At 34.0% G+C, this 25,503-nt stretch carries 28 protein-coding genes and 1 pseudogene; 24 read left to right on the top strand and 5 right to left on the bottom strand.

Going from position 1 to position 25,503, the window contains the following annotated elements; all coding sequences use genetic code 11:
* Positions 1-15 precede the first annotated feature (15 nt).
* Together ACFX4G_RS22330 and paiA are read left to right on the top strand one after the other, a co-directional pair.
* Positions 16-468, top strand: coding sequence for a MarR family winged helix-turn-helix transcriptional regulator (locus ACFX4G_RS22330; protein WP_043980681.1), 453 nt, complete (start codon positions 16-18; stop codon positions 466-468).
* Positions 469-487: 19 nt separating this feature from the next.
* On the top strand, positions 488-1,012 hold the full coding sequence (paiA, locus tag ACFX4G_RS22325) for a spermidine/spermine N(1)-acetyltransferase (protein ID WP_377577071.1): 525 nt from the start codon (positions 488-490) through the stop codon (positions 1,010-1,012).
* Positions 1,013-1,290: 278 nt separating this feature from the next.
* Here paiA and ACFX4G_RS22320 read toward each other — a convergent pair whose 3' ends face one another.
* The gene (locus tag ACFX4G_RS22320; protein WP_377577068.1) at positions 1,291-1,872 is read right to left on the bottom strand and encodes a DUF2087 domain-containing protein; all 582 of its coding nucleotides are present in this window, start codon (positions 1,870-1,872) and stop codon (positions 1,291-1,293) included.
* A 331-nt stretch (positions 1,873-2,203) separates the two neighbouring features.
* On the opposite strand from ACFX4G_RS22320, the gene ACFX4G_RS22315 reads away from it, so the two are divergent.
* Positions 2,204-2,872, top strand: coding sequence for a type 1 glutamine amidotransferase domain-containing protein (locus ACFX4G_RS22315; protein WP_097823828.1), 669 nt, complete (start codon positions 2,204-2,206; stop codon positions 2,870-2,872).
* Positions 2,873-2,994: 122 nt separating this feature from the next.
* Here ACFX4G_RS22315 and ACFX4G_RS22310 read toward each other — a convergent pair whose 3' ends face one another.
* A complete protein-coding gene (locus tag ACFX4G_RS22310) occupies positions 2,995-3,189 on the bottom strand; it encodes a hypothetical protein (RefSeq protein ID WP_025749210.1) in 195 nt (64 codons plus the stop codon).
* Positions 3,190-3,421: 232 nt separating this feature from the next.
* Here ACFX4G_RS22310 and ACFX4G_RS22305 point away from each other — a divergent pair, with 232 nt between their 5' ends.
* The 19 genes and pseudogenes from ACFX4G_RS22305 to ACFX4G_RS22215 all read left to right on the top strand — a co-directional run.
* Positions 3,422-3,886, top strand: coding sequence for a hypothetical protein (locus ACFX4G_RS22305; RefSeq protein ID WP_280559374.1), 465 nt, complete (start codon positions 3,422-3,424; stop codon positions 3,884-3,886).
* 49 nt (positions 3,887-3,935) lie between these two features.
* Positions 3,936-4,295: a hypothetical protein gene (locus tag ACFX4G_RS22300; protein WP_377577063.1), complete on the top strand. Its 360-nt coding sequence runs from the start codon at positions 3,936-3,938 to the stop codon at positions 4,293-4,295.
* Positions 4,296-4,324: 29 nt separating this feature from the next.
* Positions 4,325-4,519 (top strand): DUF6980 family protein, encoded by a 195-nt coding sequence (locus ACFX4G_RS22295; protein ID WP_097823826.1) that lies wholly within the window; start codon positions 4,325-4,327, stop codon positions 4,517-4,519.
* Positions 4,520-4,569: 50 nt separating this feature from the next.
* Entirely contained in the window at positions 4,570-4,758 is a 189-nt protein-coding gene (locus tag ACFX4G_RS22290) for a hypothetical protein (RefSeq protein WP_377577060.1), read from the top strand.
* Positions 4,759-5,142: 384 nt separating this feature from the next.
* Positions 5,143-5,667 (top strand): hypothetical protein, encoded by a 525-nt coding sequence (locus ACFX4G_RS22285; protein WP_377577057.1) that lies wholly within the window; start codon positions 5,143-5,145, stop codon positions 5,665-5,667.
* A gap of 693 nt (positions 5,668-6,360) precedes the next feature.
* Complete coding sequence (locus ACFX4G_RS22280) at positions 6,361-6,576, top strand: DUF6366 family protein (RefSeq protein ID WP_097823823.1); 216 nt, start codon at positions 6,361-6,363, stop codon at positions 6,574-6,576.
* A 38-nt stretch (positions 6,577-6,614) separates the two neighbouring features.
* A complete protein-coding gene (locus ACFX4G_RS22275) occupies positions 6,615-6,845 on the top strand; it encodes a hypothetical protein (RefSeq protein WP_377577054.1) in 231 nt (76 codons plus the stop codon).
* A 299-nt stretch (positions 6,846-7,144) separates the two neighbouring features.
* Entirely contained in the window at positions 7,145-8,194 is a 1,050-nt protein-coding gene (locus ACFX4G_RS22270; RefSeq protein WP_028409957.1) for an extracellular solute-binding protein, read from the top strand.
* The gene (locus tag ACFX4G_RS22265) at positions 8,194-9,762 is read left to right on the top strand and encodes an ABC transporter permease (RefSeq protein ID WP_377577050.1); all 1,569 of its coding nucleotides are present in this window, start codon (positions 8,194-8,196) and stop codon (positions 9,760-9,762) included. The genes ACFX4G_RS22270 and ACFX4G_RS22265 overlap by 1 nt, the downstream gene beginning before the upstream one ends.
* Positions 9,759-10,790, top strand: coding sequence for an ABC transporter ATP-binding protein (locus ACFX4G_RS22260; RefSeq protein ID WP_377577047.1), 1,032 nt, complete (start codon positions 9,759-9,761; stop codon positions 10,788-10,790). The genes ACFX4G_RS22265 and ACFX4G_RS22260 overlap by 4 nt, the downstream gene beginning before the upstream one ends.
* Before the next feature lie 251 nt (positions 10,791-11,041).
* Complete coding sequence (locus ACFX4G_RS22255) at positions 11,042-11,713, top strand: HAD family hydrolase (RefSeq protein WP_377577044.1); 672 nt, start codon at positions 11,042-11,044, stop codon at positions 11,711-11,713.
* A gap of 804 nt (positions 11,714-12,517) precedes the next feature.
* Positions 12,518-15,031, top strand: coding sequence for a PEP/pyruvate-binding domain-containing protein (locus tag ACFX4G_RS22250; protein WP_377577041.1), 2,514 nt, complete (start codon positions 12,518-12,520; stop codon positions 15,029-15,031).
* Between the two features lie 92 nt (positions 15,032-15,123).
* Positions 15,124-15,708: a TetR/AcrR family transcriptional regulator gene (locus ACFX4G_RS22245; RefSeq protein WP_043980698.1), complete on the top strand. Its 585-nt coding sequence runs from the start codon at positions 15,124-15,126 to the stop codon at positions 15,706-15,708.
* 16 nt (positions 15,709-15,724) lie between these two features.
* Positions 15,725-17,071: an MFS transporter gene (locus tag ACFX4G_RS22240; protein WP_377577038.1), complete on the top strand. Its 1,347-nt coding sequence runs from the start codon at positions 15,725-15,727 to the stop codon at positions 17,069-17,071.
* Positions 17,072-17,220: 149 nt separating this feature from the next.
* A complete protein-coding gene (locus tag ACFX4G_RS22235) occupies positions 17,221-17,346 on the top strand; it encodes a GapA-binding peptide SR1P (protein WP_141425874.1) in 126 nt (41 codons plus the stop codon).
* 75 nt (positions 17,347-17,421) lie between these two features.
* Positions 17,422-17,886 carry a ribose 5-phosphate isomerase B gene (rpiB, locus tag ACFX4G_RS22230; protein ID WP_097823819.1) on the top strand — a complete coding sequence of 155 codons (465 nt, stop codon included), beginning with the start codon at positions 17,422-17,424 and terminating at the stop codon, positions 17,884-17,886.
* A gap of 284 nt (positions 17,887-18,170) precedes the next feature.
* Complete coding sequence (locus ACFX4G_RS22225; RefSeq protein WP_377577033.1) at positions 18,171-18,437, top strand: NUDIX domain-containing protein; 267 nt, start codon at positions 18,171-18,173, stop codon at positions 18,435-18,437.
* A gap of 275 nt (positions 18,438-18,712) precedes the next feature.
* Positions 18,713-19,102: a YkvA family protein gene (locus ACFX4G_RS22220; protein WP_377577030.1), complete on the top strand. Its 390-nt coding sequence runs from the start codon at positions 18,713-18,715 to the stop codon at positions 19,100-19,102.
* Positions 19,098-19,424: pseudogene (locus ACFX4G_RS22215) on the top strand (hypothetical protein); the annotation flags it as partial. The gene ACFX4G_RS22220 and the pseudogene ACFX4G_RS22215, both read left to right, overlap by 5 nt.
* A 169-nt stretch (positions 19,425-19,593) precedes the next feature.
* Here ACFX4G_RS22215 and ACFX4G_RS22210 read toward each other — a convergent pair.
* Entirely contained in the window at positions 19,594-20,106 is a 513-nt protein-coding gene (locus ACFX4G_RS22210; RefSeq protein WP_377577027.1) for a DUF2062 domain-containing protein, read from the bottom strand.
* A 306-nt stretch (positions 20,107-20,412) separates the two neighbouring features.
* On the opposite strand from ACFX4G_RS22210, the gene ACFX4G_RS22205 reads away from it, so the two are divergent.
* Positions 20,413-21,324 carry a C40 family peptidase gene (locus ACFX4G_RS22205; RefSeq protein WP_377577024.1) on the top strand — a complete coding sequence of 304 codons (912 nt, stop codon included), beginning with the start codon at positions 20,413-20,415 and terminating at the stop codon, positions 21,322-21,324.
* A gap of 130 nt (positions 21,325-21,454) precedes the next feature.
* On the opposite strand, the gene ACFX4G_RS22200 is transcribed toward ACFX4G_RS22205, so the two are convergent.
* Positions 21,455-22,645: an FtsW/RodA/SpoVE family cell cycle protein gene (locus tag ACFX4G_RS22200; protein WP_377577021.1), complete on the bottom strand. Its 1,191-nt coding sequence runs from the start codon at positions 22,643-22,645 to the stop codon at positions 21,455-21,457.
* 142 nt (positions 22,646-22,787) lie between these two features.
* Positions 22,788-23,957, bottom strand: a complete 1,170-nt coding sequence (locus ACFX4G_RS22195; RefSeq protein ID WP_377577018.1) for an FtsW/RodA/SpoVE family cell cycle protein — start codon at positions 23,955-23,957, stop codon at positions 22,788-22,790.
* 844 nt (positions 23,958-24,801) lie between these two features.
* On the opposite strand from ACFX4G_RS22195, the gene ACFX4G_RS22190 reads away from it, so the two are divergent.
* Positions 24,802-25,398, top strand: coding sequence for a YdcF family protein (locus ACFX4G_RS22190; protein WP_377577015.1), 597 nt, complete (start codon positions 24,802-24,804; stop codon positions 25,396-25,398).
* Positions 25,399-25,503 lie beyond the last annotated feature (105 nt).

Genomic DNA, 25,503 nt, shown 5'->3' with positions numbered 1-25,503 from the left:
GCAAAGGAGATATTTATGAGTGAAATTCTGCGTGAAATTGGAATGATAGCAAGAGCATTGGATTCGATTAGTAATATAGAATTTAAAGAGTATGACCTGACTAAGGGGCAGTATTTGTATTTAGTGCGAATATGTGAAAATCCGGGAATCATTCAAGAAAAGTTAGCTGAGTTGATAAAAGTAGATCGAACAACAGCGGCTCGGGCTATAAAAAAGCTTGAAATGAATGGTTTTATTGAGAAGAAAGACGATCCCCACAATAAAAAAAATAAAAACCTTTTTCCAACTGAAAAAGGGAAGAGCGTATATCCAGTTATAAAAAGAGAAAATGATTATTCCGATAAAATGGCATTAGAAGGTTTTACCCAGGAAGAAACAGATACCATTCTTAAGCTGGTTCAAAGAGTAAGAAAAAATATAGAAGCAGACTGGGAGTTTGTCAAAAAAGGAAACAAGAGAAATTATTGAGGATATAAAGGAGAGGCGTATGTCAGTGATGATGGATATAAAAAAGTGTACTCTTGAAGATGTAAATCACCTTCAAGATATTAGTTACAAAACATTTAATGAAACATTTAAAGATCAAAATTCACCTGAAAACATGAAAGCTTATTTAGAAAAAGCATTTACAGTAGAACAGCTACAAAAAGAACTATCAAATACGTCCTCGCAATTCTTTTTTATGTATGTTAATCATGAAATTGCAGGTTATTTAAAGGTTAATATGGGTGATGCTCAATCTGAAGAGATGGGGGAAGAAGCGCTTGAAATTGAAAGAATTTATATAGGTAACAGCTTTCAAAAACAAGGGCTTGGTAAACATTTATTTAATAAAGCAGTAGAGATAGCAACGACACTTAATAAAAAGAAAATTTGGTTAGGTGTATGGGAAAAAAATAAAAATGCGATTGCTTTTTATAAGAAACAGGGATTTGTTCAAACCGGATCTCACTCGTTTTACATGGGAGACGAAGAACAAATAGACTTTATTATGGTTAAAACACTTTTATAGTTTTTTAAAAGATAAATAAAGTACGATAAGGATTATTGACTAATTTAGTTGGTAGAGGATAATCCTTATTGCATACAGAGGTTTTATGATTTTTTTCAAAGCAGATGCTTTTAGAGTAAGCAGTAAGCAAACTAATATGGCTGCTGTGCCAGCACATAGGAGAATGAAATTAATATCACATGCTTACCAATTTACTTTAATTCTATTTGAAATAACATAGACTAATTAGATATATATCGAATTAGAAAGCTTAAAAAATGAACGTTTTTACGTCCATTTTAAAAGATAACGGGCCACATCTCTTTCGGATTTAACTCGTATTCTCCATTTTGCCTATACATAAAATGCTGCATAATTAACTCTCTGCGAATCGTTGCATAATCTTCATGATATTTTTTTATATGTTCATTCAGTTCTTTTTCTTGATACATTTTTCCATGCTGTAAATCACGTATTAAATAAGCTAATATCACGTTCTTTTTCTTTCTTTGACTTGGAATGATCTTTAAAGTTCCATCACTATTTATAAAGTTTTTAACAATCGATAATTTGTCTCTATCCTGTAAATGGTTTTCTTGATTTTCCATCGAATCCTCTCCAATATTCAAAATAGCCTTCGAGTTATATTCGAGTCTTTCAAGGTCTAGATAAAAATAAATAATGTTCCCTTGTCTTCTTTGATAAATAATTCCTACATCTCTTAGCTTTGAAATGTGATGAGTAATAGTTGAAGGCTGTAACCCCAGCTTATAAGCAATGGCTTGCCCGTGAAGAGGCCCCTTTTTTAATAGTGAAATAATTCTAATCCTGGTAGGATCACCAATGGCTTTATGATAATTCACCAACTTATCTAATTGCATAGCTTACTACCTTCTTTCCCTGATTCGATATACATCTAATTCGATAATAATCGAATTAGATGTATATGTCAAAAAAGTGAAAATATTTAAAGTGATCACTTTTCACACTGCATATAAAAAATCTGCCCTGTATAGTCTTCAAACTATAAAAAAAGCGTCTATTTTTTCGTATAATTTAACCATTGTTTTTACCTGTTCTTTTTATTATTAAGAAAAAGTTACCATGTTTTCATCAAATAATACCGGGGAACATATTCAAAGAGATAAATGAATTATTAAAGGTACATGTATGTAAATAATAAATAATAAATGAAAAAGGAATGAGTAAATCATGACAGGAAATTCAAAAATTTTAATGGTTGTTACAAATGGACATACAATGGAAAACGGAGAACTTGCTGGCATTTGGCTTACAGAATTCTCTGAAGCATATTTAGCATTTAAGAAAGAAGGATACGAAGTAGTCGTAGCAAGTCCAAAAGGCGGAAAATCACCTGTGGATCCTAACAGCTTAACAGATGATGTGACGGACGAAGACAAAAAAGCAGGAAAACTTTTAGAGAATACAAAATCATTAGCTGAAGTAAGTTCACAAGACTTTGCAGGCATGTTTGTACCTGGAGGGCACGGAACAATGTTTGACTTTCCAGATGATACGCACTTACACCGTTTGTTAACAGAATTTGCTGAAGACGACAAGCTGATTGCAGCAGTATGCCATGGACCGGCAGCTCTTGTAGGCGGAAAGCTTAAAAACGGTGAGCCGATTGTAAAGGGTAAACGTATTACAGCGTTTACTGATTCAGAAGAGAAAGATACAACGTTAGATAAATACATGCCGTTTCTTCTTGAAACAAAGCTTCGTGAGCTAGGCGCTGAGTTTATTGCAAAAGATAATTGGAGCGATCATATTGAAGTAGACGGAAAACTTTTAACCGGGCAAAATCCACAGTCTACAATCAGTCTCGCAAAAGAATTTGTGCGTGCTTTAAACGCGTAAAAGTATGTATGACCTTAATAGGGATGTCTCATGATTGTTTGAGACACCCCTATTTTCTTTAGGGTGAAATAAAATAGGAATTAAGGAAAATAAAAAGGGCAGCTATCTAAATAGCAGCCCTTTTATTTGTTAGAAGGTTTGTTTCTGAAAATATATGTAGTAATTCCTGTCACAATGATAACAGCCACAACACAAATGATCAGACGAACAATCTGTGTCACAAAGATATTATCTGCAATGCTCATGTTTTTGGTTAAAATCAACGTTCCATAAGCAGCTAAGACAGATAAAAACATATTGACGATTCGTTGAGCCATGTTGTTTTTACTCCTTTCGCTTCACTACTTTACACTTTAACACATGTGTTCGCTGTAAAAAATATTGAATTACAAGTATGTCAGAAAATCAGCACTCCAGTAAAAGAATCTACTTGTAAGGAAGTAGCTGATATCCTATTAGTTATGACAACTAGAGCTCAGAGAAGGAAATGAGGTTTCTTTAGTCGAATTTAACATGCTTGTATTATTTTTTTAGATAGGTGGGAAAAGCTTGTTTGATAAATTAAAAAAGCTATTTATGGATAAACAGGATCAGGAAACAGATGACAAATATATTTTAGTCCCTGAGAGTGAAATAAATGAGAATTTAAAAAGAGATATAGTGAAGTTGGAAGAAGTAGGAGAGGCATACTGCAAAAGTCTTCAGCACAAATATAGAAATAAATTTGAACGTGAGGATAAGCAGAACTTAAAAATATGGGTGTGTCGGGATATTGATGGCGACCAACTGCCAAATCTAAGTTCGGAGCAGTGTTTAGAAAAAGAATATCGTTCCCAAGTGGCAATAAACTTTGAAGGGTTTACAGATGAAGAAGATGCATACGTTCATTACATCCAGTTGTGGTATTACTTTAGTGGGTATTTTAAAGGGACAGGCACTTTGTATGATTTGTCAAAAAATCATTTAGAAGCTGATATTGAAGAAAAGTTAGAAGAATTACTCAACCAATTATAGATTTCTACTTAGCACTGAGATTATTTGTTAATACACAGGGGGAAGGAATATGAGGGGGCGGCCAGAGTTAGAAATAGAAAGGGAAAAAGTTTATAAAACGAAAAAAAATCCTAATGGAACATTTATAGCGCGAATTATTCAAGTGCCTAAGGAAGAAAATATGTTAAATTTTATTCTAGAAATCAAAAATTTAAAGAAAAAGGAACTTTTTTATAGAAGTTTATTAGTAAGGACTGAAAACTGGTACTATTCTTTTCGTCTTGCTAGAGGAGATCTGAAATGGGTATCTTTGCATACAGTAGCGGTATGGGACCGGCTAGGACATAAATTAGTTGAGGTAGCGGCCCCAACCGGTAAGGAAAATTATCGTATTTCCGATGAACACTGTTCAGTTTACCGAGAAAAGTAATAGTGACCATATAGTTAAGGAGAAAACGAATGAAAAAGCATTGCTGCGATTATATGAATTATCATGCGAACTTTACGTGTGATATTCACAGTGATCCGTTTAATTGTCCAGATAATCTTATCTTATTTGATAAAACAAATAAGGAATATGGTTTAATTATCCAGGATGGTGGTTCATCCATCATTGGAATTTCATTTTGCCCATGGTGTGGTAAGAAGCTTTAACTTAAGTATGAAGGGGAGATCCTCTTCATTTCTGGAATGGGGGATTGGGCTTGATTTTTCGTTATCTAGCTATGTTATCAGGATTAGGAATCGTTTTATTAAACCTTTTTGATCCTATACATCAAGGGGTTACGCGCTGGTTGATGGTCATCTGCAGTTTATTCATCTTTAGTAGCCATTTAAAATTCATCTTAGATAAGAAATCGAAAACAAAGGATAATCAAAAGAAGACCTACTAATAAGAATTTCTTTTGATGTTGTACCTTTGATAATTATGTAAATGAAAACCTAAAGAATATGTAGTAAAGAAATAAAAAAGAAAATTATATGTTATAATAATCATAAATATCCAAATAAAGGAACATTATGTTGTTATGAATCGTAAATTTAATTCTCTATTTATAGTCTATCCTATCGTTTTCTTTGTAGTGCGTACTGTTTTTTCTTTTGTGAAAAATAGCGCTGCGGAATCTGTCTATGAGACGTTAGCTATACTTGCCATGTATTACTTTGCAGCTAGTATTTTCTATTCGATTGACTTGTATATGCAAAAGAAAAATAGTTAATAGATTAGAAAATGCTGAGAGTCAGAGTAAAAACAAACGATATAAAGGAGTCCAACAGTGCGCATTAAGAGCTATTTTTTGTTTGTTTTCCCACTCATTTTACTATTATTAGCAAGCTGCGATCCATCTTCTACACCTAAAGAAAAATACTATTCAAGCACCAAAACCACAAATCTTGAATTAGAAAACGTTAAGTCAGTATCAATAGGAAGTTCTAAATATGACGTAGCAAGTTGTTTGATGAAGAAACCAAAATTTATAGAGGTTACTGAGCAGCCTCCGTATACTACCTACATTTATGGAAAAAGTACAGAAAAGTATGATGTTGAATTTGAAATAGTAGATAATAAAGTCAGCAGGTATGACTTTATTAGCAGCAAGTATAGTACGGAAAAGGGAATACATACTGGTGACAGCAAAAAAGATGTTATTAGGGCGTATGGAGAAAATTATCACGAAAGAGAAGGTACCGGAGCAACAATAATAGGGTATTTTGATAAAAATCATAAACTCAATATTGAGTTTTCTTTAGATGACAAGGATAAAGTTGGAGGCATTTTGGTTCAAAAAATAAATAATTAAGATGAGTAATAATCATTTTTGCTGCAGCTTTTAATATGTACTTATTTATGTAAATTGAGTATGTTTGAGCTATAAATCTAAAACAAATAATCAGAAAGGGTTTTTTCCTATTGAGTACGTTTACTAAAGTAGTACCGTCAGCTTTTATACTTCTCTATATAGTATTTTTCTTTTTAGATATTTCTTATCATTATGGTGTTCCTTATTCATATAGCTTTTTTCTTTTTTTATTTTTGTCGTTAATACCTCTAGTTTTATGTTTAGTAATATGGTTTAAGGACAGGGAACGTCTTTTTCTATTTTTGGCTGTAGTTTCAACCCTCCAACTTACGTTTACTGTCTTTATTTATCTTTTGCCAGAAGCAGGAACTAAACCATTAATTTATGAAAAAGTAATCACAAAAGAAGATGTTTTACATAAATAAGCTTACACAAAAAAACTTGAAGAATGTGTATCTAGTATAAGGTTATTAAAGAGATCCCCTTCAATAAAGAGGATCTCTTTGGTGTAGGTGTTTGTAATAGTAATTATATTAACTAGCTCTGTATACTTCTTCATTACAAAGCAGTGTTCCATACTTATTAAAAAAAGAAATGTGTACAGTTTAGTGTAAGAAAAGGGATCTAACAAAAACCATTAATTTATATTTTAACCATAATATGTTATAATATTTCGGAAATGGTGGTGTGACGATGAGCGAAGATAAAGAAACACCTGAAAGAAGAAGAGAGAGATTAAAACACGAAGAGGTAAAGAGAAACCCCACAGGGAATATGAACGATGCATTTAACAGAAATGAAGCTGGAAACCTATCTGGTTTAGCAGGCAGCTTAGGATGGAAGGGGCTAGGTATACTTATTACTGTACTGATTATAGGCTTTATCGTTGTGTCCCTATTTTTAAAATAATGTGAGGTTTATAAATTAAGAGTACTGGAGGAGTCATTTTGAAAAATTATGCAGTGTTTATTGGTAGTTTTATAGTGTTACTGTTTGCTTTTCAAATTGTTTCTGGGCTATTTCTTACACTTACATATGTACCTGAGACTTCACAGCATTTGAGTAGCTCAACGGTCAGTATTTTTTCTTTTAATTATCCATTTTTAAGTTCTATTATAGCAGCGACTTTTTCATTTATTATTTCAAGGAAAGTATTTAAAGTTAAAAAGAGCCGGTAAATAAAAATCCTCTTTCAAAAGAGGATTTTTATTTACTTTTGGGTCCTAGAATACTTGCTATGCTAAGAATATTTAAGAATAAAACAGGTAAATGAAAGGATTTTTTTGTCAAGGTAGAAGCTCTTTCTTCTATCTTTAATTGAGAATTCATTTCAATAAACCATTGACGCCACCCTTTTTCTTCCTTATACTTATAGATGATAATAATTATCACTATCAAATTCATTCTAATATAGATACAAGAAATCACAGCACTAATAGCAATAATAGCCATACAAGGGTACTAGGAGGATTTACAGATGAAAGTAAATACATATGCGAAAAAATTAGCTTGTACGACAGCATCCGTTATGTTGATTGGTGCGTTGGCAGCGTGCGGAAATGACAATAGTCAAAGTTCAAGCGATAAAAAAGAGGCACAAACGTTAACTGTTTATAGTGGACAACATAAAGAAGTGACGGATGCCCTAGCAAAAGATTTCACTAAAGAAACGGGCATTAAAGTAGATGTTCGCGAAGGTTCTAGTAACGAGTTAGCACATCAAGTTGCAGAAGAAGGCAGTAAATCTCCTGCCGACATTATTTTCACAGAAGAAACAGCACCACTTGTTATGCTTAGTGAACAAGGACTGTTGGAAAAGACGGATTCAAAAGCACTTGAGCATGTGGACAAGCAATACGAAGATCCAGACGGTAAGTGGGTTGGGTTGCTTGCACGTTCTCGTGTTGTTGCTTACAACCCAGATGTTGTAAAAGAAAAACAACTTCCAAAATCAGTATTTGATTTCGCGAAACCTGAATGGAATAAAAAAGTTGCGTTTGTTCCAACAAGCGGTGCGTTTACAAATCAAATTTCTGCCATGATTAAACTATATGGAAAAGATAAAACAAAGAATTGGCTAGAAGGATTACAGAAATATGGAAAACAGTATAAAAACAATAAAATGGCTTTAGATGCAGTTGAAAAAGGTCAAGTAGGCGTCGCTTTAATTAACAATTACTATTGGGATAATGAAGCGAAGGAAAAAGGAGCAGACAACATGAACTCCAAGCTTTACTACTTTGGTAATGGAGACATCGGTGATATGATTTCATTATCAGGAGCGGCAATTGTAAAAGCTAGTGACAATAAAGAAGAAGCACAAAAATTCATGGAATTCGCTACAGATGTAGAAGGGCAGCAGGCGTTAACGGAAGCTAGTTCACAATATCCATTGAATTCAAAAGCAAAAACAAAAGGGATGAAGCCTTTTTCAGAATTAAATCCACCTAAAGATACTCTGGACTTAGGCAAGTACTCTGATGGTGAACAGGCACTAGAGCTTCTTCAAGAAGTTGGATTGCTGTAATGAAGTTAACCGGGATATTTAAGGGAAAGGAGCCGCAGCGAAAGAGAACTTCGCTGTTGCTCCTTTTACCTGTTTTTTTATTTATTTTTATTGCATGTCTGCCTTTACTGTATATTGTCATTCGTGCACATGAAGCAGGGTGGGAAACTGCCATACATCTTATCTTTCGTGAGCGCGTATATGACCTTTTAAAAAATACGCTGTTACTAGATATTACAGTCACATTTACGTCGATGGTTATTGGGGTAGCGACGGCCTGGTTTATTGAAAGAACAAACTTGTGGGGAAAACGCATGTGGAATGTCCTTATAACTCTTCCATTTGCCGTTCCAGCGTTTGTCTCAAGCTATAGCTGGGTGTCGTTGAGTCCAGTTTTTGAAGGGTTCTTTGGAGCTTTTTTAGTACTAACATTATATAGTTATCCTCTTGTTCATCTGCCGGTAGCAGCGGCATTACGTGGAATGAACCCTTCATTAGAAGAAGTCGCTCACTCATTAGGTTATGGACCATGGAAAACATTTTGGCGCGTAACATTCCCTCAAATGCGTCCTGCGCTATTTGGTGGTGCTCTACTAATTGCTCTGCATACACTGGCCGAATTTGGAGCGTTATCGCTATTGCGTTTTGATACGTTTACGACAGCTATTTTTGATCAATATACAATGACATTTAACGGCGCCTCCGCGGCAATGTTAACGACTGTTCTTTTGTTTTTATGTTTACTATTTATTGGGCTTGAACTATATATTCGAGGCAAAGCAAAATATACTCCGGTAGGAAGCGGAGTTTCCCGCAGGCAAGAACAAATACCACTAGGGGCTTCGGCACCGTTTGTGCTTATAGGTTTTATAGCTCTTACGGTTATTGCCGTTGGTATCCCGCTTGGAAGGCTTGTCTACTGGCTGATACATGGTTCTTCTGCAAGCTTTCCACTTGCAGAGCTGCTAAGTAATTTATTTACGACTCTATCCTATGGACTCGGTGGAGCCATTGCAACTGCATTGATTGCGTTACCACTTGTCATGTTATCACTTCGTCATCGAGGAACTTTATCTGTTATGGCAGAACGTGTGCCATATATTGTTCATAGCTTACCAGGTCTTGTTATTGGACTAACATTAGTCTTTTTTGCCGTAAGATACATGAATTCAATTTATCAAACATCCATTTTGCTGGTGGTTGGTTATGTCTTACTTTATGTACCACTCGCGCAATCATCCATCCGTGCATCTTATGAACAGGCACCAGAGCGTATCGAAGAAGTGGCACGAACATTGGGCAAGCGTCCGATTACAGTGTTTTTTACTGTAACGTTACCTTTAATCATTCCTGGAATTGGCGCAGGTATGGCACTTGTCTTTCTTAAAATTATGAATGAGCTGACCGCAACTTTATTGTTAAGACCAACAGGCGTTGATACGTTAGCAATAAAAGTTTGGCAGCATACAACAAACTCAGAATTTGCAGCTGCAGCACCTTACGCAGCGCTGCTAATTTTGATTTCAAGCCTGCCTGTATATGTATTAACCATGCGATCGTTTTCTAGTAAAAGGAGAGAAAAATTATGACGGCATTGGCATTATCGATTAAAAATCTTTCAAAAAGCTTTGACGGTGTAAATGTTTTAGAAAACGTGGCATTTGATTTACCCAAAGGTAAAATGCTTGCTATTCTTGGCCCATCTGGATGCGGAAAGACAACATTATTACGAAGTATAGCAGGCTTTGAAACTCCTAATTCAGGCTCAATTGAAATTTCCGGAAAAGAAGTGTTTGGCGAAAAAAAGTATTTATCATCTGAAAAACGCCGAATTGGATATGTTCCACAAGAAGGAGCGTTATTTCCGCATTTAACCGTAGCACAGAATATCGCATTTGGTTTGCCTCGGAACTCCAAGCGTACTGACCGGGTGCTAGAAATGCTGGAGCTTGTTGGGATGGAGGGCTTTGAAAAAAGAATGCCACATGAGTTGTCAGGAGGACAGCAACAGCGTATCGCCCTTGCCCGTGCACTGGCACCAGATCCAGCGCTAATATTATTGGACGAACCGTTTAGTGCATTAGACACAGGCTTAAGAGCGAAACTGAGAGAAGATATCAAATATGCATTAGAAAAATCAAACGCAACGTCTATTATGGTAACTCATGACCAAGAAGAAGCATTCTCTATGGCAGAGATAATTGCGGTAATGAGAGATGGAGAACTTATTCAAATTGCGGAACCTGATGATATTTATACAAATCCAAAAGACTTAAACGTGGCGACATTTGTTGGAGAAACCGTCCTTCTAGAGGGATATGTAAAGGGTGAGTATGTGGATTGTCCACTTGGAACTCTTTCCTATCAAGGGAATTCGCCAGATAAAGATAAAGTAACCGTTATGATTCGTCCAGAGCAATTTACCATCGGTGCCGTTGAAACCGGAATTAAGGCACAGGTAGCCAAAACAACTTACTTCGGTCACGATTCGTTGATTCAAATGCACCTTGACCAAGGCACAAATAGTTTTGCATCCATTCGTGTTCTTGGCAAGCCTAAGGTGAAAAAAGGTGACACGGTTGGTCTTCAAGTAAAGGGCGATGTAGTAATCTACTAACTATCTTACCGTACTTTTTCGTTTCCATGTGGAAGTAGTATATTACAAGTGAAAAAACTAGTTATTCTAGGAGAAGACAATTTATATATGAATATCTAGTAAGATTTAAGCGAAATAGCACCTATAAATAAGTAGGTGCTATTTTTGTGCAGAGAACAGCGATTACTGTTTTTAACGAATTTTATTTTTCCTTTTTATGGTATTATATATATAGATACGTATTCAGTACTGTTGAAAGAGGGAGATACTTAATGTTGCAATCACTGATTTTTGATATGGACGGAACGCTGTTTCAAACAGATAAGGTTTTAGAATTATCACTTGATGATACCTTTAACCATTTGCGCACAATCAATCAATGGGACGCTAGTACTCCTATTGATAAGTATCGTGAGATTATGGGTGTACCTTTACCAAAAGTATGGGAAGCTTTATTACCTAATCAATCAGATGAAATAAGAAAATATACAGATGACTATTTTTTAAAGAGCTTAGTGGAGAATATAAGAAAAGGGAAAGGTGCTTTATACCCTAATGTAAAAGAGGTCTTTAGCTATTTAAAAGAAAATAATTGTTCCATTTACATAGCAAGTAACGGTTTAAAAGAATATTTAGAAGCAATTGTAGACCATTACGATTTGAATAATTGGGTGACAGAGACATTTAGTATTCAACAAATCCAAACCCTCGATAAAGGAGAGTTAGTCAAAACAATTATAAAGAAATATGATATCAAACATGCTGCAGTAGTAGGAGACCGCCTATCTGATATAAATGCTGCAAGAGATAATGGTTTAATTGCAGTGGGGTGTAATTTTGATTTTGCTCAAGAAGCTGAGCTTGCGCAGGCTGATGTGGTAATAGATGATTTGAAGGAGTTAAAAAGGATTGTATCTAACATAAATAGTAGCTTGTCAATCTAATAGACTGATCTTTGTACGTAACCGTTATAGATGGTTAATGTCTCAATTTTATTAAGAGAATAAATTTTTTATATGCTATGTAAAAGGATAGGTCTTTAAAGGCCTATCCTTTTGATTTACCTTACAGTATTGGCATCCACTTGATTTTGAATCTTCACTTCAGTTTCTGCTTCGTCAATGAATTCATACATATAGAAATCTCAATCTATTGAAGTTGAAACATAACTAATGAGTGGTTCCCCTACAACTCTCCAATGTTTACATAATCTTTTCTTGTCATTAATAAATGTTTTACAATACTGAGCTATGCTTAGGTTAAGATTTCCAAAATAGTTTTATATTAAAAATAATTCTATGAGATATGAGAAAGGAGATTTTTGATTATGACTTCGCATATGATTCGTAAATCTGATAGCGCTCAGTTATATATTAGAGGATATAAGATAAAATTGACACTCAGCCAGTGGAAGCTTGTAAGCACTCAGAGATAATGGTTAACCCAACTATAAAAAAAGGAAAACCTCCATCTTAATTTAGATGGGGTTTTTTACATTTCTTTTATTGACCTTTTAATTGGTTAACTATTTAGACTTTATAATAAAAAAGACTGAAAAAAGTTAAAAAATGGAATAAAAAAGAGGAATATTATTTAAGCGAAATGAAAAGAAAGCACAACTAAATATGCATTTTTTAAATGTTTTACCACTTTTTATTGACCATAAAAATTTAAAAGAATTAAAATAAATATAAAGTAAGTAGTTACTTACATTTTAAAACTAGTTTGTAGGAGGATGAATATTTTTAATGTATAGTTTAAGTTTTCAAAAGGTGGACGAGGCGAACGAAAAAGTTGGAGCAAAAGCTTTAAACCTTATAAAAATGAAAAAAGAAAATTTACCGATTCCAGATGGCTTTGTTATTCAAACAGAAGCTTTAAAGCGATATATCGAATGGAATGGGATTGATCGTCACACGGATAATATACACGAGAGAATTTTGCAAGGGGAAATTCCTATTGAAATTGAATCGGATCTTATAGAGGCATTTGGAAATCTAAAAAACTCTTATACGTCAGTAGCCGTTCGGTCATCATCCAGTGCTGAAGATTTAGAAGGTGCATCTTTTGCTGGCCAGTATGAAACCTATCTTAATGTGAAAAGCCCTGAGGATTTTTTAAGTAAAGTGAAAGCGTGCTGGGCTTCATTTTTTACTGAAAGAGTCGAACAATATACTCAAAATATGTATGCTGATTTTGATGAAATTTCAATGGCAGTTGTTGTTCAAGGGTTAATTGAGTCCGAAGTATCGGGAGTCATATTCAGCCAAAACCCCGTTACTCATAATACAAAAGAAATGATGATTAATGCCAGCTATGGACTAGGAGAAGCAATCGTATCAGGCTTAGTAACACCTGATGTTTACCTGATTAATAAACAAACCTTTGAGATAGAGAAAGAAAAAGGGCTAAAGGAAGTAAAAATAATTCCACTTGATGAAGGCGTTGAAGAAATCGAAACAACGGAAGATGAGCAGCAAAAGTTTTGTTTAATAGACGAGAAAATCATTGAATTGGGCGAAATAACAAAAGAAGTAGAAGCTCTTTACCAACATCCCGTAGACATAGAGTTTGGTATTCAAGACAATCAAGTATATCTATTACAGGCAAGAGCGATTACCACATTAACAGAGGCCAAAGAATTAACTCCTTTCCAAAAAGATATATCTTTAAGTTTCGAGGATATGGAAGAGTTTTGGATTTTAAATGACACAAGTTTTTCTCATGCTGTTAGTCCTTTGTACGCTTCATTTATTATTCCGGCATTTTCTGAAGGAACAGCTGCTAGTTTTAAAAAGTTAAAGTTTATGTTTAATAGACTTAATTTAAAACTTTATAAAGGTCATATCTATACAAAAACGGAGCCTTTTAAAGGAGATTCTAATAAAAGATTCCAAGCAAATAAAGAATTGATGGAAAGTATTTATCCAATCCTAACAAAACGAATGAATCAAATGATTAAAGAACAATTCCTGCCTTACTATAACAAGTTAGATAGCTTTACCGAGGGAAAGCTCAATCTTCAGAGAGGAAAAGAGATTCTTCAAAGTTTGACTGATTTTTATAAAACGGCATATGACTTGCATTTTGACATTGTTATGCCTCAAATGTCTTTAAATACTAAGGTTGAAGAATACTATAAAAACCTTACAAATAAAAAATCCGGACATGATGTTTATGAGCTATTGACCGGGAAAATGAACAAATCGTTGGAAACGGATCAACAGCTTTCTAGACTTGCTTTAACAGTTAAAGACGATGCGGAACTTACTAAGATCTTTGAAGAAGAATGTACAGAAACTTTATTAAAGAAATTAGAGGAAAATAAAGCAGCAAAAAGCTTTATGGCTGAAGTAGATACTTTTCTAAAACAGTATGGATATCGAAGCGTCGTAAGTCACGATTTTGTAGGGGAAACTTGGCTAGAGAATCCTCTTCACGCGTTATTGATTATTCAAGGGTATGTTAATGACGGTTACAACTTTGATGAGAATTTCAAACAGACGGTCAAAAAACGTGAACAGAACTATAATGAATTTCTGGAACAGATAGCGGATAGCACACACAAAGAAGAGTTTAAAAAATATTATCAGTGGGCATTAGATGCATCTGTTATAAGAGATGACCATCATTTTTATATCGATGCAATGTTGGATGCAAAAGCTCGTTTATTTCTACTCAAGCTAGGTGATTTACTAGTACATCATCATGTTTTTCTAATGAAAGAAGATATTTTCTTCTTATATCTTGATGAGGTAAAGTCTCTTTTAGAAAATCCAGTAGACGTGACAGAATTAGTTGAGAAACGTAAAAAAGAACACGCAGAACATGAACAAATGTCTAATTTGCCTAGATACTTTGGAGTACCTGAGCCAGCTCACCTAAAAGAAGCTGAGAAATATATGGGAGCTATTGAAGAAAATGACGCTAACAGCGAACATTCTATTAAAGGGTTAGCCTCTTCCTCGGGAACATATACCGGAAAAGTAAAGGTCATTTCAAATACGAAGGAATTTTCCAAGCTGGAAAAAGGTGATGTTTTGGTATGTAAGACCACTACCCCACTTTGGACTACTTTATTTCAAACTGCGGGGGCTGTTATTACTGACGCTGGAGGTATTCTTTCTCATTCGGCAATAATTGCACGTGAATATGAAATTCCTGCAGTGGTTGGTACGAAAATAAGTACGGATAAGCTAAAAGATGGCGATATGGTCATGGTCGATGGTACGAATGGAATTGTCACGCTTCTAAATGAATAAATAGTTCTCTTCGCTTCCATTTGACAACAGCTCTTTTTCCTTTATATACTGCCTAATGGAAAGTAAATACTTACATTCAGGAAGCATAAAGGATGATTAACATGAAAAAAGATGAAACAAAAAAGAAGATAACAAAAGCTACAATAGAACTGCTTAAAGAAAAAGGCTACAAAGGTACTACCACTAGAGAAATTGCAGAACAAGCTGGCGTTAATGAATTAACTGTTTTTCGCCACTTTGGCAATAAAGAAGGCATTATTCAAGCTATTGTCAAAACAACAAGCTTTTCGCTTGAAATTTTTGATAAATCAATTGAATGGGAGCTTGAAAAAGATTTGACGAATTTCGGTTACCTGTTACTAAAAGACTTTGATAATAACCGAGACATGATTTCAATTGCTTTAAAAGATCCTTTAATTTTCTCACAGGCGCACGAAGAAATTTTGAAAAAAATTAATGATACGAAAGAAATACTAAAAGAATACTTTGAAGAAATGCAAAGGAAAGGATATATCAAAGAATTAGATTGCTGTACACAAGCGGAGATTTTCCTAAGTACGTATTGGGGATATTTTATGTATAAACTAAATTTTGGAGACAAAGCCTTACATGCAGATTATCAAGATATGATAAAAAACAGTATAAAAACGTTTATAAAAGGAATTTCTCTCCATTAAAAGGAGGCAATAATGTTTGGGTAAACATAAAGAGCTTATCTTGATTATTTCATTACTAATTGGGACATTTCTTGTACCAATAAATTCGACAATGATTGCCGTTGCTCTATCAACCATATCGGCTCATTTTAATGAACCACTTGCAAGTATTTCTTGGGTAGTAACTATTTATTTAATTGTAATGGCTGTCACTCAGCCTATCGCTGGAAAGCTAGGAGATCTATATGGAAACAGAAATATCTATTTATGGGGCGTGGTGTTCTTTCTGATAGCATCTTTAGGCTGTATATTTTCAACTAATCTCATTTCTCTTATTATCTTTCGCTCACTGCAGGCAGTAGGAGGAGCTTTACTTACTCCAAACACTATAGCAATCATTAGATATGTGGTGCCAAAAGAACGGCTTCCTAAAGTTCTGGGTATATTTGGAATGGGGATGGGTTTGGGTGCTGCAATTGGACCTTTATTAGGGTCTGTCCTGCTTGAAAACTTCAATTTGGAAGCTATATTCTGGGTCAACGTTCCTTTTCTTTTCTTAGCTTTAATCAGCGGAATAGTTATGATTCCTAAATTTAATGTTAAAAAGCAAACAAGTACTTTAGATATTCAAGGTTCCATTTATTTAGCAATTAGCATTTCTTTATTGATCTTATTGACACACGGTATGGAATTTACCAAGGCTTTAATAATGGGAATACTATTTATTTTATCTACAATCTTGTTTATCAAAAGAGAAAATACGGCAGAAAACCCGATTATCGATTTTTCTTTATTTAAAAATTCCACCTTTACAAGCGCTAATTTATCTATTATGCTTAGCAACTTTGTTATGTATGTGATTTTATTAATTATGCCTCTGTTAATGAAGTCTCAATTTCATTTATCTACAGCGCAAACAGGGCTTGTTTTATCAGTTTTTTCGATTTCAATGTCTTTAAGCGGCTGGATAGGTGGATTATTAAACAATAAGTTTAGTTCTAAAAAAGTGATTGGTTTTTCTTTTGCTATGATTATTGTCTCTAATATTCTTTTTCTATCTCTAGAGAACATTGGATCTATTCTTTTTCTTATAGTGGCTTTAATTATTGGAGGTTTTTCGACCGGAATAGGTTTAACAAGCATGCAGGTTGCCTCGTTGGACTCCGTAAGCAAAGAACAGTCTGGTACAGCCTCTGGCATTTATTCAACGTTTCGTTATTTTGGAAGTATTATTTCGTCCACGCTTATTGCTCTTGTTACAAGTTATAACTACATCTTCATTATTTTAGGGATATCGGGGATAGTAGGTATACTAGTAGCTAGAAGCATTAAATCTAGTAGCCAAGATGTAATAAGCAGCAATAATTCTAGTGCAAAAGCATAGTTGTTTTTTGATAAAGCTTTTGTTTATATACACAATTTACTAATCAATCAATAAAAAATAAGTACTGCTTCTAAAATAGGAGCAGTACTTATTTTTTGCCTAAAAATCTTAGAGAAAACAACAGATGAATTCATCTGTTCCCTTCAAAAATGATTTGTTTTAAACAGGGAACTATCGTTTGTCAAGTATGTGGGAAAGTTATTGAGAATGTAGACAACTCTGAAGGGGTTAAAACATGGTACGGGAAGTGCTCTGAAGATTGTTCTAGGAAATAATGTATCGGTAAAAAGAGACTCCCAAAATCATTAGAATTTTAATTAAGACTATAGCTGAACAAGGAGAGTAATCTTATGAAAGTTATAATTGCTTCAGATCATGGTGGGATAAACATTCGTAAAGAGATTATAAATCTATTAGATGAAATGTCCATAATATATGAAGATCTAGGCTGTGAATGCAGCAGTTCAGTCGATTATCCGGACTATGCGATTCCAGTTGCCCAACGAGTAGCAAATGAAGAAGCGGATTTTGGAATTTTAATCTGCGGTACGGGAATTGGCATGAGTATTGCCGCTAACAAAGTAAAAGGAATTCGTTGCGCACTTGTTCATGACGTTTTTTCAGCTAAAATGACGCGTGAACACAACGATACGAACATTTTAGCCATGGGGGAACGATTAATTGGGCCAGGTTTAGCCCGCGAAATTGTGAAGACTTGGTTAACAACCCCATTTGTTGGGGGCCGTCATGAAAATCGTATCTGTAAAATTACACAATACGAAAATGTATCGGAACCTTCTCTTGAAAGAAAATAAAGATAAAAAGGCAAGAATCAATTTGATTCTTGCCTTTTCCTATTATTTCATTTACTGATATCATGATTATAGATCCTATCAGAATAGCAAAACTAACCATTCCAATTCCCATACCAGTTAACCTTCCGTAAAAGCAGCTTATTATGACAACACTGAGACTAATTATTTTTGCAATTAAAATAGATGTAATAAAATATGCCTGATTTATGCTTGGGAGTTAAAGAAGTTTGTTTGCTGATGAAAAAATCTGTACGGTTAGTATCTATATATAGGAGGAAGCGAATATGCAGGGTAAAACGATGATAACAAAATTTATGGCTTACATAACTAGGTTTAATGGTCATCATACAGAGTTATTAGTTTACAAACACAAAGATTATCCAGAAGCAGGAATTCAAGTTCCAGCAGGTACTGTAGAACAGGGGGAAACAATTGAAGAAGCTTTATATAGGGAGGTCAAAGAAGAATCTGGATTAATGGAGTTTTTATCGGTAACAAAATTGAAAACATATGTTTATCATCATGAAGGTAAAAGCCAGTATCATGAATGACATGTTTTTCATTTGGAAATTAAAGGAAAAACCGCGGAACGGTGGGAATATAAGGTTAATTCTAAAGGCGAAGATGCAGGATTAATCTTTTCATACTATTGGGCTCCTATTCAAGCTATTCCCAAACTAGCTGTAAATCAAGATGATTGCATTAATCAGTTATTTTTATAGTTCTAAATTTATTAATAAGAGAAATATGTAGGTATCAAAAAGAATAAAAGTAATTTTATATTACATCAAACCGTTCAGATATATAGCAAAGGAGAATAGGAAACATGCTTAATCAATTAAAGCTGTGGGCTAAAAAGTTAAAAAAGCAGCTATTTATCTTATATTTAGCTTATAAAGATGAACGAGTATCTTGGTATATCAAATTATTTACTGCTTGTGTTGTTGCATATGCCTTCAGTCCAATCGATTTAATTCCTGATTTTATACCGGTTTTAGGCTATATTGACGATATAATCATTGTTCCTTTAGGAATTATGCTTGCTTTGAAAATGCTACCTACAAGTGTTATAGAGGACTACACAATAAAAGCAGAAGAGCTCATTCAAAATGAACGACCTAAAAATTGGGTTGCGGGTTCAATTATTATCGTAGTATGGCTACTTATTTTTATGTGGAGCTGTTTTACTGTTTTTAAATTATTAAAAGGAAGCTAAACAATCTCTAGAGAGTTTATTTAGATACCAGGAAAACGTTAATGCGAAAAAAGACAGCCTGTTATTACTGATTTTGACTCTTTATTCCGTAGTAGGTCAAATGCTTGGAATGGGGCTTGTAGTAAATGATTTTATTGGAAGAATCAAATGGAGAAATATACTTGCATACAATCCTGTAGAATATTTTGCATTAATCCTGGCAGCGAGCGGTGTCATAATTTCTCTGATACTAGGTATACAAAGTTTATATCAATGGATAATTGATCAAAGAAATCGAAAAAAATGGGTGAAACAAACTGTATTATCTTCAACAAAGGAATGAGAGCAGTCCTTTATTTCCTTCATATTTATCTTAAAACAGAAACAAAGATCGTACCTTAGCCCATAATTGATACCTATGGTTATCAATTATGGGCTAATTTATCTCTATGCCTTTTTAAAAAATGTTCAGCTATATCGCTTTACAATTAAAGATAAATGTGGAAATTGAGCTAATTATCCGTTTTTTTATTGTGTTTTTTTACTGTCCATTTCTTATAGATGTAGTGTAAGAGGAAGCCTCTGTACTGATTTATAATATAGTAACTAACAATATAAAGTATACTTCCAAATAAGAAGCTATTAAGAACCATTCCTGTTAAAAAACTCTTTCCTACTTTCGCTCCTAGTTCTAGTCGATTATCCAAATCTTCATCTGCATTCTGAAGCAAAGTTTGATTAAGGCCGATTGGAAATATATATCCTCCCACTACTGTATTCAAGTAAAACATCAACGGAAAGGCCCACATAAAAAACGTCCCACCAATAAGGCCTGCTATGCTGTTTCCTTTACATAATTTAGCTAAACCTACGGATATTATAAGACCAAACCCAAAGGTAGGAACAAAGTTCACAACAGAACCTAGACTAAAACCTAGCGCAACTTTATGTGAATGATCTTTTAATCGTAATAGTTTAATAAGTAAGTATTTAAATCGGCGCTTCAAAAACACTAATTTGCTCACATTATTCCTCCTATTTCTTTACGGTTACATTTCTTTTATATTCATAGTCATAGAAAGGTACTTTATTTCATGAAAGGTTTAGCGATATATAAGCAAAAAGAAAAGCGGGGTTAAAGAACAAAAGATTTAACCATTATAAGTATATTTATACTTTATATGACAAAACAAATAATTACCTCCTAATAAATCAAGTGATTTTTGAAAATGTCACAAAAAATTCATAAATAGGTTGTTTCTTTTCTCTTTCTCCCTGCTAAAATTTTATAGTCAAGAACAAGAAAAATATAACATCGGGGGATATACTTAGTGAAAAAGATAATTTCTTCATTAGCTTTATGCTCATCATTGATTGTTTTACCAACAATAAGCCATGCAGCTTTAGGAGACAAGCTATTAAAAGAAGGGATGACAGATCCAGACGTAAAAGAATTACAGGATGTTTTAAGACAGAAGGGCATATTTTCAGCTACTTCGACTGGCTATTTTGGTTCAATTACAAAAGATTCAGTTCTAAGCTTTCAGCGTTCTCATAGTTTAACCGCTGATGGAATTGTGGGATCTAATACATATCAAGCGTTAATAGCTAATTCAACAAGTGCGGTTACAAGCGGTACACTTCTGAAATATGGAATGACCAGTAATGAAGTTGAAAAAGTACAACAGCTGTTAAAGGAAAAAGGTTACTTTAACGCCACACCAACAGGGTATTTTGGTCCAATTACTCAAACTGCCGTTATGAATTTCCAACGGGATCATGGCTTAGCTGTGGATGGAATAGTAGGTCCGGCTACTTTAAATGCCTTAAATAATGCATCTACTAGCACCACTGGTTCTTCAACTGTTAATAGTTCAACTCAAGCGACAGCTAGTGATATTGTTGCTTATTCTAAAAAATTCATAGGGGTGCCATATGTTTGGGGAGGAACCTCTCCTAACGGTTTTGATTGCAGTGGTTTCATTTATTACGTATTTAAAAATGGAGGTGGAGTAACTGTACCGCGAACAGTAGCTACCTTGTATCAGTCAGGAAAAAGTACATCTACTCCGAATATTGGAGATATCGTATTCTTCGATACTACTGGAGGTCCTTCACATGCTGGAATTTATATTGGAAACGGGCAGTTTATTCATGCTGGAAGTTCAACTGGTGTAACTATTGCATCGTTAAGCAATTCTTACTGGGCACCTCGTTATTTAGGAAGTAAATCTATCCTCTAATAGATTACTAGTAAAGAACACAGCAATTGAAACTAAGCAACAGCTTGATTATTATTTATGTAAAAAAAGTAAAAAGTCCTGATATATAGTCAGGACTTTTTACTATAGCCACGAGTTAGCCATTCAAACGTTAAACATTCCTTATATAAGCTTGTTCCATTGACTGGCTTTTATATGTTTGAGTGTATGTGGTGAACATCGAAACATTGGTAAGTATGCCTGCAGCAAGCATTAACAATGTAAGCGAAGAACCTCCAAAGCTTATAAAAGGAAGAGTGACACCGGTAATAGGAAGAAGACCCGTGACAGCTCCAAGGTTTACAAATACTTGAACAGCCATCATAACGGAAATACCGATAGCTAACAGTGCTCCAAAAGGATCACGACACTTAATAGCTGTTTTTAATCCTTTAAAAATAATAAAAAACAGTAGCCCTAATACAAGGAATACACCCCAAAATCCTAGCTCTTCTGCAATAATGACCATAATAAAATCCGTATGTGATTCAGGCAAGTAGCCCGTTTTTTGAATGCCTCGGCCCAACCCCATACCTAATATTCCTCCGTTTCCTATAGCTACATAGGAATTAACAAGCTGATATCCATCGCCTTGTTGATTTTCAAAAGGATGTAAGAATCCAGTGAAACGAGCTAAACGCCCCGGAGAAAACAAAAGGTCCATGTTTCCGGTTACTAATAACACGGCCAACATAATGAGTGTGCCAATTACACCTAATAAACTAATTTTTAAAATGGATTTTTTTGAAATGCCTGAACATAACACAATAGCTGCAACTGTTCCTAAAATAAGCAAGGCTCCGCCATAGTCAGGCTGCAAGATAATTAAGAAACAAATAAAAAGCACAACCACCATAGGTGGAAGAATTGACCTTTTTAAATCATTGATATACTCTTGTTTGTTTGCAAAAACAGCGGCTAAATAGATAATGAGCGTTAATTTTGTTATTTCTAACGGCTGAATAGCAATAGGCCCTGTTTTAAACCAACTTTGTGCATTACCTGCTGTATGTCCAAAAGCTAAAACTAAAATAAGGAGTGAAATAGCGACACCTAATAAAAATTTTAATACTGCTTTTTCTTGATAAATTTTATATGGTACGATAGCTGCTAATGTGAAAAGGATAAAGCCCGCTATAAGAGCAAGCTTTTGTTTTTTATAAAAATAATCCCCAGATACGCCATAACGACTAATTGCTGTTACCATGCTGGCACTATAAACCATAATTAAACCGATCAGGCTTAGAACAATTAACGCAGCAATAAATTTATAATCGTAACACTTTAGAATTTTTTTGAACATAAAAAATTCCTCCTAAAAAAACCACCTAATAACGGCTATATACAAGAGAGAAAATAAAAAAATACACATATATTTCAATACTTTCATACGAATCTTTAGGTCTGAATTTATCTCTTTAGCCATTTTTTTATTAGTCATTGTATTACCTCACATCCTGATCAAACATATAAGCTTTTGATCGAAAGCTTATATTTAATACTAGTCCCATCAAAAACATCGTACTCATTAGCGCACTTCCCCCGTAGCTTATAAACGGCAGTGGTATTCCCGTTATCGGAAGAAGTCCTATACACATGCCCACATTTTCTAAAACATGAAAGAAAACAATTGAAATAACGCCGGTACAAATGTATGTGGAAAATTGATCTTTCGTATGAAATGCGACGGTAATAATTTGGAAAATAAGCACCATAAATAAGAAAAGGATAAGGCTAGTTCCTACGAAGCCGTAACTTTCTCCAATTGCACTAAAAATAAAGTCTGAATGTTTTTCAGGAACATATACTGAAAATTTTGATGTATCTCTTCCTGAAATGGATCCTGCACCTATTGCTTTTAACACTTGCATATAGTTGTAAGACAAGCTGCTTGCATAAGATTCCGGATCAAACCACGCATAGATACGATCAAACTGATAGGATTGAACGTGCAAATATTGTTCCAATATTTTTGGGTGGTTCAAAACCATATATAAAATACCTGAAGCGATTCCTATAATAGAAGTAAAGGTAGGAAGAATGAGCTTAAAACTTACCCCTGAAACGAATATCATGACAAAGAATAAAAAGATCATCACAAGTGCCGTTCCTAAATCGGGCTGCTGCATAATAAGAAGAATAGGGACAGCTAACGTAGCTCCTAGCTTTCCAACGAGTAAAACATCGCTTCTTGTATCTCTTACGCGAAATTTTTCGTTGTGATTTCGTATCACTTTACTAAATGCTAAGATTAAAGAGATTTTTGTGAATTCCGACGGCTGTATCGATCCAATACCAGGAAGGACGAACCAGCTTTTTGCACCATTTTTGACAGGAGCAATACTTTGGGGAGAAACGATGAGTAAAATAAGGATAAAAATATTTAGCCCATAAAAGAACCATGTGAATTGGTCCCATTGTTCCTCATCGGGCCTCATGGTGAGGAAGATAATCCCAATACCTACTGCGTACCATTCGACTTGTTTAATTACAAAGTTTGTAGAATACTGTCCTGTTTTTTGCGCATTATAAATAGCTATACAGCTAATGATAAAAAACAGCAGCAGTGTAAAAGCAAGACCATAATTAAAGCTTTCTGACTTCTTGCGTTCCATCTTTAAAACACCTTTTCTTTATTAAATTTCTATTCCAATCACTGAACATAAGTTTCTCTAATATATGTAGAATTAGAAAAACATCAATAAAATAGATTCCTTCTCATGATTTATCCCAAACTTCCAATCTGTTTTACCTGTATTTTTTATATAAAAGGTCTACCAAGGGATAGCCTGTATAATTAAAAGCGTTTAATAGTCCTAATTTAATGAACAAGATATTTTTTGACTTCAGCTTATTTTTTTTATCGAATACTATAAATTTGCCTAAAGGAAACTTTTTAGGCGTAAAAAACCCTTTAAAAATAAAATTTTAACTTAGAACAGACTGAAATGCCTATATGCGCTAGCAAATTATATAGTTGAATCCTAATTTATTTTTCCTTCGGGAAACAGTTTAACATTAAGGAAAAATATTTGTCTAATAAAAAACTTAGAATCTTACTAAAGATTAAAATGCACTGGCTGAATCAATATAGAAAGCTATGATGTAGTTAATTCTTTTTTAACTCAAAAAGCTGACCATAATGGTCAGCTTTTTAGGTTAATAAATAAATTATTTTGTTTGTTTCTTGTGTCATCGTGATTTTATCATAGGAAAATGAAAAATAAGTGAAAAGATAAATATTAATACAAATAAGTAAAAATATTAATTTAATGTAAATTTAAGGTTATTTATAAAAATATTTGGAAAGAATATTTGTTAAAATTTCACCTTCTAACTTTTATATAAAAGCTGTGATTACTTGCAGCGGACAAATTTTTTTGAAGATTACCTTTTTATTTTTGTGAATATTGAGCTTTATGATACGATATGAAGTGAACTTTTTAAAAGAGGGTCTATATGCAAAAAATTAAAGGTAAAAGAGTAAAGATCAGTATATTCATGCTGGGATTAGGGATGATTTTTTTCCTGTTTGCCGGGAAAGAGCTTGTGGTAAACGAAAAGCCTGTAAAATCTGACGTGATTATTGTGTTAAGTGGTGATAATGATCGACTGGAGAAAGGAATTGAATTATATAAAAAAGGATATGCGTCTCATTTGATCCTTTCGAATGGTCAAGAGAATAATTTTTATCATCAAGCCAAAGACTCTGGAATACCAGAGGATTCAATTATATTAGAAAATCACGCTACAAGTACTACGGAAAATGCTAAATTTACAAAAAAGCTAATGATGAACTATCACTTTCAATCCGCTATCGTTGTTTCTTCAAACTATCATATGAAAAGGGTAGAAAAAAACTTTAATAAAGAATTTAAGGATACCCAAATACAATTAACCTATTGTTCTAGTGGAAGTCGTTATTATAATCCACAGAGATGGTGGGAAACTGCTTTAAATAGAAAAGTTACTTACACAGAATACGTCAAACTGATTGGCAATTATTTTGGTTTTAGCGGAAAGAAATCTAAAGAATTATTAAGAGAATTTATTTAACAAAAATCGTAACAAAAGTCCATAGGGGATGGGACTGACCCCTGATTTCGAGACAGGGATCAAAACACCTTTTAAACAGCCAGTTGTCGGTATTGTACCGGTGAC

It is taken from the genome of Priestia sp. YIM B13486, assembly GCF_042787865.1.
GTDB classification, from domain to species: domain Bacteria; phylum Bacillota; class Bacilli; order Bacillales; family Bacillaceae_H; genus Priestia; species Priestia megaterium.
The sequence above is the reverse complement of the archived record's forward strand: the minus strand, read 5'-3'. Positions and strand labels throughout refer to the sequence as shown.

Bases quoted from the DNA above. Each gene is read 5' to 3' on its own strand.
- ACFX4G_RS22330 (WP_043980681.1), top strand. From the start codon at position 16: ATGAGTGAAATTCTGCGTGAAATTGGAATGATAGCAAGAGCATTGGAT.
- paiA (WP_377577071.1), top strand. From the start codon at position 488: ATGTCAGTGATGATGGATATAAAAAAGTGTACTCTTGAAGATGTAAAT.
- ACFX4G_RS22320 (WP_377577068.1), bottom strand. From the start codon at position 1,872: ATGCAATTAGATAAGTTGGTGAATTATCATAAAGCCATTGGTGATCCT.
- ACFX4G_RS22315 (WP_097823828.1), top strand. From the start codon at position 2,204: ATGACAGGAAATTCAAAAATTTTAATGGTTGTTACAAATGGACATACA.
- ACFX4G_RS22310 (WP_025749210.1), bottom strand. From the start codon at position 3,189: ATGGCTCAACGAATCGTCAATATGTTTTTATCTGTCTTAGCTGCTTAT.
- ACFX4G_RS22300 (WP_377577063.1), top strand. From the start codon at position 3,936: ATGAGGGGGCGGCCAGAGTTAGAAATAGAAAGGGAAAAAGTTTATAAA.
- ACFX4G_RS22295 (WP_097823826.1), top strand. From the start codon at position 4,325: ATGAAAAAGCATTGCTGCGATTATATGAATTATCATGCGAACTTTACG.
- ACFX4G_RS22280 (WP_097823823.1), top strand. From the start codon at position 6,361: ATGAGCGAAGATAAAGAAACACCTGAAAGAAGAAGAGAGAGATTAAAA.
- ACFX4G_RS22270 (WP_028409957.1), top strand. From the start codon at position 7,145: ATGAAAGTAAATACATATGCGAAAAAATTAGCTTGTACGACAGCATCC.
- ACFX4G_RS22265 (WP_377577050.1), top strand. From the start codon at position 8,194: ATGAAGTTAACCGGGATATTTAAGGGAAAGGAGCCGCAGCGAAAGAGA.
- ACFX4G_RS22260 (WP_377577047.1), top strand. From the start codon at position 9,759: ATGACGGCATTGGCATTATCGATTAAAAATCTTTCAAAAAGCTTTGAC.
- ACFX4G_RS22255 (WP_377577044.1), top strand. From the start codon at position 11,042: ATGTTGCAATCACTGATTTTTGATATGGACGGAACGCTGTTTCAAACA.
- ACFX4G_RS22250 (WP_377577041.1), top strand. From the start codon at position 12,518: ATGTATAGTTTAAGTTTTCAAAAGGTGGACGAGGCGAACGAAAAAGTT.
- ACFX4G_RS22245 (WP_043980698.1), top strand. From the start codon at position 15,124: ATGATTAACATGAAAAAAGATGAAACAAAAAAGAAGATAACAAAAGCT.
- ACFX4G_RS22235 (WP_141425874.1), top strand. From the start codon at position 17,221: ATGATTTGTTTTAAACAGGGAACTATCGTTTGTCAAGTATGTGGGAAA.
- rpiB (WP_097823819.1), top strand. From the start codon at position 17,422: ATGAAAGTTATAATTGCTTCAGATCATGGTGGGATAAACATTCGTAAA.
- ACFX4G_RS22225 (WP_377577033.1), top strand. From the start codon at position 18,171: ATGCAGGGTAAAACGATGATAACAAAATTTATGGCTTACATAACTAGG.
- ACFX4G_RS22220 (WP_377577030.1), top strand. From the start codon at position 18,713: ATGCTTAATCAATTAAAGCTGTGGGCTAAAAAGTTAAAAAAGCAGCTA.
- ACFX4G_RS22200 (WP_377577021.1), bottom strand. From the start codon at position 22,645: ATGTTCAAAAAAATTCTAAAGTGTTACGATTATAAATTTATTGCTGCG.
- ACFX4G_RS22195 (WP_377577018.1), bottom strand. From the start codon at position 23,957: ATGGAACGCAAGAAGTCAGAAAGCTTTAATTATGGTCTTGCTTTTACA.
- ACFX4G_RS22190 (WP_377577015.1), top strand. From the start codon at position 24,802: ATGCAAAAAATTAAAGGTAAAAGAGTAAAGATCAGTATATTCATGCTG.